Annotated in this window: 11 protein-coding genes, 1 tRNA gene and 1 pseudogene; 7 read left to right on the top strand and 6 right to left on the bottom strand. The window is 55.0% G+C overall.

All coding sequences use genetic code 11. The features are described 5' to 3' along the window. A pseudogene (locus tag RMS03_RS04055) lies at window positions 1–129 on the top strand (IS30 family transposase); the annotation flags it as partial. Here RMS03_RS04055 and RMS03_RS04050 read toward each other — a convergent pair. From RMS03_RS04050 to yaaA, 3 genes are all read right to left on the bottom strand, one after another. Continuing rightward, window positions 81–2339: a hypothetical protein gene (locus RMS03_RS04050; protein WP_310625826.1), complete on the bottom strand. Its 2259-nt coding sequence runs from the start codon at window positions 2337–2339 to the stop codon at window positions 81–83. The pseudogene RMS03_RS04055 and the gene RMS03_RS04050 overlap by 49 nt on opposite strands. A gap of 121 nt (window positions 2340–2460) precedes the next feature. Continuing rightward, the gene (gene queF, locus RMS03_RS04045) at window positions 2461–3306 is read right to left on the bottom strand and encodes an NADPH-dependent 7-cyano-7-deazaguanine reductase QueF (RefSeq protein WP_310625825.1); all 846 of its coding nucleotides are present in this window, start codon (window positions 3304–3306) and stop codon (window positions 2461–2463) included. 5 nt (window positions 3307–3311) lie between these two features. After that, the gene (gene yaaA / locus RMS03_RS04040) at window positions 3312–4085 is read right to left on the bottom strand and encodes a peroxide stress protein YaaA (protein ID WP_310625824.1); all 774 of its coding nucleotides are present in this window, start codon (window positions 4083–4085) and stop codon (window positions 3312–3314) included. 156 nt (window positions 4086–4241) lie between these two features. On the opposite strand from yaaA, the gene RMS03_RS04035 reads away from it, so the two are divergent. Together RMS03_RS04035 and galU are read left to right on the top strand one after the other, a co-directional pair. Continuing rightward, a complete protein-coding gene (locus RMS03_RS04035; protein WP_310625823.1) occupies window positions 4242–7463 on the top strand; it encodes a valine--tRNA ligase in 3222 nt (1073 codons plus the stop codon). Between the two features lie 39 nt (window positions 7464–7502). Beyond that, a complete protein-coding gene (galU, locus tag RMS03_RS04030) occupies window positions 7503–8387 on the top strand; it encodes a UTP--glucose-1-phosphate uridylyltransferase GalU (protein WP_310625822.1) in 885 nt (294 codons plus the stop codon). Here galU and RMS03_RS04025 read toward each other — a convergent pair. Beyond that, a complete protein-coding gene (locus RMS03_RS04025; RefSeq protein WP_310625821.1) occupies window positions 8374–8601 on the bottom strand; it encodes a sulfurtransferase TusA family protein in 228 nt (75 codons plus the stop codon). The genes galU and RMS03_RS04025 overlap by 14 nt on opposite strands. After that, window positions 8598–9500, bottom strand: a complete 903-nt coding sequence (gene cysM / locus RMS03_RS04020; protein ID WP_310625820.1) for a cysteine synthase CysM — start codon at window positions 9498–9500, stop codon at window positions 8598–8600. The genes RMS03_RS04025 and cysM overlap by 4 nt, the downstream gene beginning before the upstream one ends. Window positions 9501–9601: 101 nt before the next feature. Here cysM and RMS03_RS04015 point away from each other — a divergent pair, with 101 nt between their 5' ends. From RMS03_RS04015 to RMS03_RS04000, 4 genes are all read left to right on the top strand, one after another. Continuing rightward, the gene (locus RMS03_RS04015) at window positions 9602–9775 is read left to right on the top strand and encodes a hypothetical protein (protein ID WP_310625819.1); all 174 of its coding nucleotides are present in this window, start codon (window positions 9602–9604) and stop codon (window positions 9773–9775) included. Between the two features lie 24 nt (window positions 9776–9799). Next, window positions 9800–10696: an NUDIX hydrolase gene (locus RMS03_RS04010; RefSeq protein WP_310625818.1), complete on the top strand. Its 897-nt coding sequence runs from the start codon at window positions 9800–9802 to the stop codon at window positions 10694–10696. A 126-nt stretch (window positions 10697–10822) separates the two neighbouring features. Beyond that, on the top strand, window positions 10823–11293 hold the full coding sequence (locus RMS03_RS04005; protein WP_310625817.1) for a flavin reductase family protein: 471 nt from the start codon (window positions 10823–10825) through the stop codon (window positions 11291–11293). A 63-nt stretch (window positions 11294–11356) separates the two neighbouring features. Next, window positions 11357–11433 (top strand) — tRNA-Met (locus RMS03_RS04000). An 89-nt stretch (window positions 11434–11522) separates the two neighbouring features. Here the strand turns inward: RMS03_RS04000 and dksA are convergent. Next, window positions 11523–11978 (bottom strand): RNA polymerase-binding protein DksA (gene dksA / locus RMS03_RS03995; protein WP_310625816.1); only part of this gene is annotated, 456 nt, incomplete at its 5' end.

Raw genomic sequence — 11978 nt, 5'->3', positions numbered from 1 at the left:
ACCGTGACGGATGAGGAATTGACTATGATTGAAAACCGATTGAATCACCGCCCCAGAAAGCGACTAGGATTCAAGACACCTCACGAGGTATTCCATGCCTCGTTAAAGCGTGTTGCACTTCGTCCTTGAATCCGCCAAGTTTGAACACGATAAACATCTTGTCCATTGAGTTGCAATTGTCCAAAACCATCGTAATTGGTCGTGGCACCCACAGAATAAGGGCGGTAGCTGGTGGATGAGCTCGCGCATTGCTCCCCCGAACAGTAAATGGTTGTTTTACGGTGCGAGCTACGCACATCGGCCCTATCGTCAAACCCTCGTTTATTGTTGGGGTTGTTGGCTTGGTCGTAGTAATAATTTCCATAAATTTTCACGCTAAGCGGCGCCCAAGCACCTGTTGGCACAACCCACCCTGCACCCCCTGTGGATGTCATGTCGGCTGTGATGTACAAGGGCTGCTGAATGGATACGGTAAAGCCACCTGTCGCACTTGACTTAGAGATCAACATCGCACGCAAGCCATCACTCAAACGCGGCCAAACCATGTTTTTAGCTTGTGCCATAGTGGGAATGCGGCTGCTGGTGCGGCGAGTTTCGGTAGCAACTTTGGCGTCGCTTGTGTCGTAGATATCAAACGTCCAAAGGCCTTGTTCAGGAATGCTTGCCAACTCTGTGTCTGTCCAATTTTTCCAACCTGTCGCAGTCCCGCTGGCATCAAAGTTGGCAGTCCATGCCAACGTTCGATCAATGTCACGCGGATGATTGGTCGATGCCCACATATCAGCACCGCTACTGCTCGTCACCGCGGCGTTGTCATAGGTTGCCGCAAATCTCATCACCGAAGTGGTGCTGATGCAGTCCACATGCTTGCTATTGGTACACACCGCCGTTGCTGTGCTTGGATTTCCCTTGACCACACCTAGATAGCTGTATCCGCCACCTGGAATAGGTTTGAGCGTGATAGCTTTTTTACTTGGCGTTGTCACGACCACTCGGCCAATAGCACTTGCAGCTTCGACATACATGTTGTAACCAGCGTTGTAGTAACTGTAGGCGTTGCCATTGCTATCTTTGTAGTTAGGAAAGTCACGCAATTCAACACGGGGGTCAATGCTGATGTCGTAGCTCGACTGATTTCCCCATTGGTACAGCTTGCCCGTGCTATCGGCACGCAGCACATATTTGTCAATCGCCGTGTTTTGGCAGACCTCCGTCGAACCAGTGCTGCATGGGAAAGACGCCGTCCATTTCACCTGCACCACAGGCAACTTAACTTCCGCGCCATCAATGGTTTGCTTGCTGATGAATAAAATTTTTGGCTGCTCGTAAGCCACCTTGGTGGTGCTTGCATTGTTGAACATGCTTTGCCAAGCTGACGCCTTGCCACTGGTGGCACTGCTTACTGTGTAGCTGTTGCTTTTATACGTGCTGGGATCGTTGTTCCAGAAAATACCCTTGCACGCCGTACTCAATGCGCCTGACGTGCTGCGGCTTTCTTTAGGCAAGCCATAACAGTCTGTCATGCGCTTCATCAAAGCTTGCACTTGCACAATGGCTCCGTTGTCCGTCAAATTTGTGACGGCGGGCAATTTGCCGACGGTGGCAAGGCTGGTGACCGCCCCTTTCGAGGTGCTGAACGTCACAGGGTTATCGCTGCCACCTGATGCAGCGCTATTGGTTGCAGCAGGGGTATAGATTTGCACTTGCGCCGTGCCATCACCTTGTGGACGGATGCTGATTTTGACGTTCTCTAACGTGCTGTCTTGCTTCGTACCATCGGCTTTAAACGGAGTAGTCAAAGGGTTGCTGCTGCCCGCTTCAGTGGCTCCAGTCACGCTGGCAATGTTGGCCACCGCAGCAGACACGGCGCTGGTGACGTTGGCGTCGGTCACGAGACTGGTTTGACCTTTCGCCAAATCTAATGGGTCACCCGTAGGCGAGAGCGTACTGGCAATCAAATGGGTGATGGGTGTGACGTTGGCCGTCGCAGTAGCCCCCACACTGGTGGCTAAACCCACCATCGTTTCTTCATCGTCGGAGGTGGCTGTGATGATGAGTGGCAACTTAGGGCTGGCGGTTGTCAGGGTGAGGCTATAGGCTCCTTCAGAGCCTGTGACAGCACCCGTGCCAACGGTTTGCCCGTCGGCGTCGGTCACGGTGATTTGCGTTCCTTCTGGATAAGCTCTGCCCGTGGCAACGGTCCCTGCGAGGGCAACTCCTTCGCCTAGCGTTGAAGAAGCTGCGCCCCCACCACCGCCACCACCACACGCAGTCATCAACGCAGCTGAAATCGACAACGCGGCAACAGCCGATCGCGTTTGTTTTTTGTTTAATTTCATGATGTATTCCTTGGAGGACAATTGAAACCGAAAATTTTAAAAATCACAGACTCACGGAATGTCAGTCGAGCGAAGAAGTTTGCATCAGCGGAAATACATACGGGGGGGGGGAACCCTAGTTTTACTGCCGCGCCGTGCGCACGTTGGACGGCATGGCTTGCGGGTGACTGGTGCGCCACGGGTTGATGTCTAGCCCACCTCGGCGCGTGTAACGCGCATACACCTCTAGGCGCAAAGGTTGGCAGCGACGCGTGATGTCCATGAAGATACGTTCCACGCACTGCTCGTGAAATTCGTTGTGGTTTCTGAAACTCACGATGTAGCGCAACAAGCCCGCTTGGTCAATTTGTGGGCCGGTGTAGCGGATGCGCACACTGCCCCAGTCGGGCTGGCCTGTGACCAAGCAATTGCTTTTGAGCAAATTACTGGTCAAGGTTTCGGTGGTAGGGGCTTCGTTGAAGGCGGCACTCAACAACTCGGGGTTGGGGTGGTACTGGTCGCAGTCCAAGTCCAAGCGGTCCAGGCTCAACCCGTCCAGTTCATGCACGGGCTCTCGGTCAAAGTTGTCGGGCAACACCAATTGCACGCCCACGCTGGCTTTGACGGGCTGGCCATGCCAAATGGCAGGGCTCAGGTCTTGGCGCAAGCGGGCTTGCAACTCGGCGGTGTCGTCCAAACGTGTGTTGTTGAAACTGTTCAAGTACAGCTTGAAAGACTTGCTCTCAATGATGTGCGTGGACTCAGCCGGCACGATGATGCGTGCCAAGGCCACCTGCGGTTTGCCGCGTGTGTTGAGCCAGCTTAGTTCATATGCAGTCCACAAATCAGCGCCAAAAAACGGGGGCTGTGCAGGAACGCCAATCTCGTCGCGTTTGGTTTGACGTGGAATTGGAAACAACAAGGACGCGTCGTACTGGTCGACATAGGCCGACGCTTTGCCAAGCTGGGAGTGTTCAGGTGTATTCATGTGCATCAGTCCAATCGACGGCGAAACACTTTGCGATCGGGCTCGGAAGCGGCGGCGTCAAACGCATAGCCTTCTGAATGAAAGCCTTCCAAACCCTTGGGCGTTTTGACTTGATGGGTCACGGCGTAACGAGCCATCAAGCCACGCGCACGCTTGGCGTTGAAGCTGATGATTTTGTATTTGCCGCCCTTGTAGTCTTCAAACACGCACTCCATCACGCGGGCCTTCAAAGCTTTGCGGTCTACGGACTTGAAATACTCTTGCGAGGCGAGGTTGACGATGATGGGTTCACGTTCGTCTTGCAAACGCGCGTTCAAGTAGTCGACAATCTGCGTGCTCCAAAATTTGTAGAGGTTATTTCCTTGAGGATTGGCCAGCGAAGTGCCCATTTCGAGGCGATAAGGTTGCATCCAATCAAGAGGACGCAACACGCCATACAAGCCACTCAAAATCGCCACATGGTCTTGCGCCCACGCCAAATCTTTGGGTTTCAAGCTTTTGGCATCCAAGCCTTCGTACACATCGCCATTGAAGGCCAGCACCGCCTGCTTGGCATTTTTGGCGGTGAACTTCGGCGCCCAAGCTTGGTAACGCGCCACGTTGAGGGCGGACAGCGCATCACTCAAGTACATCAAACTGGCGATGTCTTGTGGAGTTTTTTGTCGAAGGATGCCAATCAGCTCACTTGCTTGCTTGACAAACAAGGGTTTCGTGTGCGGCACGTCACCCGCAGGGGTGTCGTAGTCAAGGGCTTTGGCAGGGGAAAGCAAGAACAACATAAGGCATCCACAAGGCATCACAGACAAGCCTGAATTATCGGGGCTCACATAAAGCGCGGAGTCTGCCTTCATCCCCTAGGTAAAATGGGCTCTTTAGCCCTGTGGCCCAACGGCAGCGTGATGCTTGCCGTTTTTCTTTTGTCAAGCACCCACCCCATGAGCAATACGCCCGCCACCCCCATCGAACAACCCGGCCTTGAGCGTCTGTCCAAATCGTTCGAGCCCGCCGCCTTAGAGGCCCATTGGGGCACCGAGTGGGAAAAACGCGGCTATGGCGTGGCGGGCTTTCGTGGCACAGGCATGCCAGCGGCTGACGCCCCCGCATTCGCCATCCAACTGCCGCCCCCCAATGTGACGGGCACGCTGCACATGGGCCATGCGTTCAACCAAACCATCATGGACAGCTTGACGCGTTACCACCGCATGTCGGGCTTCAACACCGCGTGGATTCCCGGCACCGACCACGCGGGCATTGCCACGCAAATTGTGGTGGAGCGCCAGCTGCAAGCCCAAGGCATCAGCCGCCACGACATGGGCCCCACCCCCGCCGAAGCACGCAAGAACTTTGTGAGCAAGGTCTGGGAATGGAAAGAAGAATCGGGCAACACCATCACCACCCAGATGCGCCGCATAGGTGACAGCGTGGACTGGAGCCGCGAATACTTCACGATGGATCCCAAGCTGTCCAAGACCGTGACCGAAACCTTTGTGCAGTTGTACGAGCAAGGCCTGATCTACCGTGGCAAACGCTTGGTCAATTGGGACCCGGTGCTGATGAGCGCGGTGTCTGACCTTGAGGTGGAGAGTGTGGAATCGAACGGTCACATGCACTACATCGTGTACCCGTTTGCCCAAGGCCCACAAGCCATAGACGGTGTCATGCAGCGCGGCATGGTGATTGCCACCACCCGCCCCGAGACCATGATGGCCGACGGTGCGCTGGCCGTTCACCCCGAAGACGAGCGCTACCGCCACCTGATTGACCAAATGGTCGATCTGCCCTTGTGCAACCGCCAAATTCCCATCATTGCCGACGACTTTGTAGACCGCGAGTTTGGCTCGGGTTGCGTCAAGATCACGGGGGCGCACGACTTCAACGACTATGCCTGCGCCCAGCGACATGGCTTGCCGCTGATCACCATCTTCACCCTTGACGCCAAGGTGAACCACAACGGCCCCGCTGCCTACCAAGGGATGGACCGCTTTGTCGCGCGCAAAGTCTTGCTGGCCGATTTGGAGGCAGAAGGCTTTTTGCAAGAGATCAAGCCTCACAAACTGATGCTGCCCATGTGTGCCCGCACAGGCCAAGTGGTCGAACCCATGCTCACCGACCAGTGGTTCATCGCGATGAACCAAGTCGGCAAAGGCGACCCCACAGGCAAAAGCATCGCGCAAAAAGCGATTGATGCCGTGCAGTCTGGCGAGGTCAAGTTCGTGCCCGAGAACTGGATCAACACCTACAACCAGTGGATGAACAACATCCAAGACTGGTGCATCTCGCGCCAACTCTGGTGGGGCCACCAAATTCCTGCTTGGTATGACGAAGATGGCAATGTGTATGTGGCACGTGATGAAGCGGAGGCGCAAAAAAAATTCGAAGCGAAGAAAGACGTATGGCTCAGAGAACGGATGCATCTAGAGCGTGACTTGCTTAAGTTTCAAGTACAAGGTGTCAACACACAAGAAATGGCTACTCTTCAGCACGCTCGTCGAGAAAAACTTGATGCATTGATTGCTTCTAATCTTCGCCGCGACGAAGATGTGTTGGATACGTGGTACTCGTCGGCGCTAGTGCCTTTCTCAACGCTAGGCTGGGCCGCTGGCTCCGAGGGCGTGGGCGATGGGGCTGGGGACAGTCGCAGCGACATTCTGAGCGAAGCGAAGAGGAGCAAGACCGTCTCCGGTACTCATGGCCTCGGAGCCAGTGAGAGCCAACTCACCGATTACGACTTGTACTTGCCATCCAGCGTGCTGGTCACCGGCTACGACATCATCTTCTTCTGGGTCGCCCGCATGATCATGATGACCACCCACTTCACAGGCAAAGTGCCCTTCAAGCATGTCTACATCCACGGCTTGGTGCTTGACGCCCAAGGCAAGAAGATGAGCAAGTCGGAAGGCAATGTGTTAGACCCTGTGGACTTGATCGACGGCATCACGCTCGAGCCCTTGCTTGACAAACGCACCCAAGGTTTGCGCAAACCCGAGACTGCGCCGAAGGTGCGCAAGCAAACCGAAAAAGAGTTTCCAGAAGGCATTCCCGCCTACGGTGCGGACGCGCTGCGCTTCACTTTTGCAGCACTCGCCTCCTTGGGACGCAGCATCAACTTCGACAGCAAGCGCTGCGAGGGCTACCGCAACTTCTGTAACAAAGTGTGGAACGCGTCACGCTTTGTGCTAATGAACTGCGAAGGCCAAGACTGCGGCCTGAAAGAACACGCACAAGAAGAATATGCAGTAGGCGGCCCCGCACATGGCTACCTGAGCTTTAGCCAAGCGGACCGTTGGATTGTTTCTAAGCTGCAACGCGTGGAAGCCGAGGTGGCCAAAGGCTTTGCCGAGTACCGCTTGGATAACGTGGCCCACACGATTTATGACTTCGTGTGGAACGAGTTCTGCGATTGGTATTTGGAAATCGCCAAGGTACAAATTCAACAAGGTGCCGCCGCACAAAACCGCGAGGAAGGACAAGCCGCCCAAAGGGCGACGCGCCGCACCTTGATCCGCACACTCGAAACCATTTTGCGTTTGGCCCATCCCATCACGCCGTTCATCACCGAAGAGTTGTGGCAAACCGTGGCCGTGGTGGCGGGTCGCATCAAGGCCGACGACAAAGCGGCGTCCATCAGCATTGCCGCCTACCCTGTGAGTCAACCTGAGCGCATGGACGAACACGCCGAAGCCTATGTGGCACGTGTGAAGTCCTTGGTGGATGCGTGTCGCAACTTGCGCGGTGAAATGGGTGTATCACCTGCCACGCGCATGCCTTTGTTTGCACTGGCCGGTAACGCCGAAGAAATGGCGTTCATGCAAGGCGTGGCACCTGTGTTGCAAGCCCTGGCCAAACTCAGCGAGGTCAAAGTGTTTGACGACGAAGCAGCATGGTATGCGGCCGCGCAAGCTGCACCTGTGGCCGTGATTGGCGAGTTGCGCGTTTGCTTGTTCATCGAAGTGGATGTGGCCGCCGAGAAGAACCGCTTAGGCAAAGAAGTGGAACGTTTGCAAAACGAAATCGACAAAGCAGGTGCCAAACTCAAGAACGAAGCCTTCGTGGCTAAAGCGCCGCCTGCGGTGATTGAAGAAGCCAAGAAACGCGTGGACGAATTCACCGCCACTTTAACGAAAGTGCGCGCGCAACTTATCAAACTGGGGCAATAAAGCCTCGTTAGACTTCGCAAAAGCATCACGATTGAAAGCATGACTCATCTCCTCACCAAAGCCGTCTTCCCCGTTGCAGGCATGGGCACACGTTTCTTACCTGCGACCAAGGCCAGTCCCAAAGAAATGCTGACGGTGGTGGACAAGCCCCTCATCCAATATGCAGTGGAAGAGGCGTATGAGGCGGGTATTCGTGAAATGATTTTTGTGACGGGCCGCAGCAAACGCGCCATTGAAGACCACTTTGACATGGCGTACGAGTTAGAAACTGAACTCGAAGCGGCGGGCAAGCAAGCCCTGCTCGACATCGTACGCAGCGTGCAACCCGACGACATGCAATGCGTGTATGTGCGCCAACCCCGGGCATTGGGTTTGGGTCATGCCGTGTTGTGCGCAGAGCATTTGGTAGGCAACGAGCCCTTCGCGGTGTTGCTGGCGGATGATTTGATGCGTGGCAAAGCCGGCGGCCCCGGCGTGCTCAAGCAAATGGTGGCGGTGTTTGCACGCACCCAATGCTCGGTATTGGCGGTGCAAGAGGTGCCGCTGGCACAGGTGCATCGCTATGGTGTGGTGGCAGGCACAGACATGGGCAACCGCTTGGTCGATATCCAGCAGATGGTCGAAAAACCCAAAGAAGAAGTCGCCCCCTCACGCACCACCGTGGCGGGTCGCTATATCTTGACCCCTGCGGTGTTCGAGCGCATACGTGCAGGCGGACGCGGTGTGCAAGGCGAGATTCAACTCACCGATGGCATTGCGGGCTTGCTAGCGACTGAGAAAGTATTGGCTTATTCGTATGAGGGCAAGCGTTACGACTGTGGCAGCAAGGTGGGCTTCTTGCAAGCCAGCGTCGAACTAGCTCTTCAACATCCAGAAGTCGGCGAAGAGTTCCGCGACTACCTCAAGCACCTCAACGTCGCTTGAGGATGTGGATGAAGTCGCTGCCCTCGGTAGCTTGCGACAACAATTCATGGCCTGTTTGTTTGGCAAACGCCGCAAAGTCACGCGTTGAGCCCGTGTCGGTGGACACCACTTTGAGCACTTGACCACTCGTCATCGCACTCAGTGCTTTCTTGGCTTTCAAAATAGGCAACGGGCAATTCAAGCCGCGCGTGTCTAGTTCTACATCGATGTTCATACGGGAAATACACCTGTAGAGAGATAGCGATCACCACGATCGCACACGATGAAGGCAATCGTTGCGTTCTGCACTTGTTGTGCGATTTGCAACGCAACCCAGCACGCCCCCGCAGCAGAGATGCCAGCAAAGATACCTTCTTCACGCGCCAAGCGGCGGCACATGTCTTCGGCATCGTCTTGGCTGACGCAAACCAATTCGTCCACGTTGGTGGCATCGTAAATTTTGGGTAAGTACGCTTGCGGCCATTTGCGAATGCCAGGGATGCGCGATCCCTCAGCGGGCTGCGCACCGATGATGCGAATGGTTGGATTCTTCTCTTTCAAGTAACGCGACACACCCGTGATGGTGCCTGTGGTACCCATGGCGCTCACAAAATGGGTGATGCGTCCGTGGGTGTCGCTCCATAACTCTGGGCCGGTGGTTTCGTAATGGATGCGGGGGTTGTCTTCGTTGGCAAATTGGTCAAGCACACGGCCTTTTCCTTCTGAGGCCATGCGTTCGGCCAAGTCACGGGCGTATTCCATGCCACCGCTCTTGGGTGTCAAGATCAACTCGGCACCAAAGGCTTTCATAGTTTGTGCGCGTTCAATCGACAAGTCCTCCGGCATGATGAGCACCATGCGGTAGCCCTTGATTGCGGCAGCCATCGCCAGCGCAATGCCTGTGTTGCCAGAGGTGGCCTCAATCAAAGTGTCGCCGGGTTGGATGTCGCCGCGCTCTTGCGCACGCTGAATCATGGACAAGGCGGGGCGGTCTTTCACAGAGCCAGCGGGGTTATTACCTTCCAACTTTCCCAAAATCACATTGCCACGCTGGGCGTTGTCTTCTGCACCAATGCGTTGCAAGGCGACCAACGGCGTTTTGCCTATCGCGTCTTCAATCGTGGGATAAATCATGTGTGAACTCATAGCCCACACTGTGCCACAAGTAGTAAGACATCACGCGAGAGTGCCATCCGCTAAACTTCATAAGTTGATTTTTAAAACTAAAAGTTCTCATGTCCAAAAAGCGCAGTGTTTACTCTGATTTCGATAAGTTTGACATTAAAAGCAGTCAACCTGCGGTGGTTGATCGTCAAGGTAAGTACTTAGCCGCCGACAGCGCGTTAAAACTTCGTGCCGAAGGTAACGCCGACGAGCGAGGCGTTGACTTGGCTTACCCTGCCAAATGAGCCACGCATTGATCGCTGCGGTTGATGCAACTTAACAGCGAGGTCATCACAACACCACCGCGAGCCTCAGCCACGGTGGTGTTGTTACGTGACGCGCCTCAAAAAAGTCTTCAAGTTTTTTTGCTGCGCCGCCATATGGCCTCGGCGGTCTTGGGTGGCGCTTATGTTTTTCCGGGCGGTAAATTGGATGAAGCGGATTGCGCACCTGATTTGCATGCCTTTTTAGACGCTTCTCCGCAGGCGCTGCACCAGGCCTTGGGTGAGCCGGATTTACCCCACGCTAGCGCCGCTGGTTTGTATGTCGCCGCTGTGCGCGAAGTGCTGGAAGAGTGCGGTGTGTTGTACGCGCGATGGCAAGATAGCCGCGTCTTGGCGCATGCCACACAACAACGCCAGCGTTGGCAACAGCAATTGCATGCGGGTCACACCTTGCGCGATGTGTTGCAAGAAGCAGGTTTGTGTTTGGACACGCAACACCTCGCCCCTTGGTCACGTTGGATCACGCCCTTACAGCCTTCGGTGACCAACAAGCGGTTTGACACCCGATTTTTTATAGCGGTGTTACCCGAAGGGCAGCACCCCATGCACGACAACATCGAAGCGACGGACAGTGTGTGGCTGAGTCCGCGTGAGGCGCTGAATCGGTATTGGGCGCGAGATATGCCGCTGGCACCACCACAAATCATGACTTTGGTGTCTTTGTTGCCACATCGTTGTACGCACGATGTGTTGAGATACGCCAAGCAGCACACGCCAGTGTTGATTTTCCCCGAGTCGTTTGATGACGAAGGCGTGCGCATGGTGTGCTACCCGGGGGACCCGCGTCACTCGGTCTCGCAACGTGCCATGCGTGGTCCGACACGTTTACGCTTCATGGCAGGTCGTTTTGAGCCCGTTGGCGGTTTTGAGGAATTTTTATGAGTGCGATGGATGTCTGATTCACGCCGACAATAGCGCCATTGATGTGTGGGCTGTTCCCACAGACGAAGGCCGCGTGGCCGCACAAGACGCGCTTGCGTTTTTATAAAAACATCTCGAAAGAACGGCGTGACCATCAAAGATGCCATGAGCTGCTTTACCACTGGCGTGACTGTGGTCACAGCGCACACCCAAGGCCAAGACTGGGGCATGACTTGCAACTCCTTCAACACGGTCTCACTGGACCCTGCCATGGTGTTGTGGAGTGTGCGCAAAACATCTCATAGCCATGAGGCCTTTGTGAAGGCAGGGGGCTATATGGTGAATGTTTTAGGAGCGCAACAAAAAGACTTGGCGCTCAAATTTGCACAGGGCACACACGAAGAACGCTTTGCCGGACACAACGTGGTCCGTGGCATCAACCACCACCCACGCTTAGACGGTGTGATCGCTTGGTTTGACTGCCGGGTCGCCCACATCGTGTCGGCCGGTGACCATGACATCTTGATCGGTGAAGTCGTCGACTTCGGTGTGCGCACAGGTCATGGCTTGGCCTACGCGCAGCGCAGCTTTGGCGTGCTCGCTGCGCTGGACGAGTGAGTGCAGGCGCTTATGGGCAGCTCAGCGGCTGAAAAAATGGTTTACAATCTTTCACCAGATTTTGGTGATATAGCTCAGTTGGTTAGAGCGCAGCATTCATAATGCTGATGTCGGTGGTTCAAATCCACCTATCACCACCAACATTTAAAAACCCGCAGGCGTTTTTCGCACTGCGGGTTTTTTTATGGCGCGGCTTATGTGGCGCGCCAACAAGCATCAGGGACGCCGATCAATCCCCAAACATGCGCTGCTTGATTTCGCGACGCTCTTGAGCCTCTAGCGACAAACTGGCCGTTGGACGGGCCAACAAACGCCCCACACCAATGGCTTCACCCGTTTCGTCGCAATAGCCGTAGTCGCCGCTGTCAATGCGTTGGATGGACTGCTCGATTTTTTTAAGCAACTTGCGCTCACGGTCACGTGTGCGCAACTCCAAAGCATGTTCTTCTTCAATCGTGGCACGGTCAGCGGGGTCAGGCACCACCACCGTGTCTTCGCGCAGATGCTCGGTGGTTTCACTGGCGTTGCTCAACACTTCGGTTTTCAATTGCACGAGCTTGTGGCGGAAAAATGCCATTTGCAGGTCATTCATGTACTCGCTGTCAGGCATCGCGATGATTTCAGCATCGGTCATTTGCTCAGCGGTTTTGGTCTTCCAGTTATTGGCAAGCTTGGCGTCTTTTTT

The organism is Limnohabitans sp. (assembly GCF_031538885.1).
Lineage (GTDB): Bacteria > Pseudomonadota > Gammaproteobacteria > Burkholderiales > Burkholderiaceae_C > Limnohabitans.
This window is presented reverse-complemented; position numbering and strand designations above follow the sequence as displayed.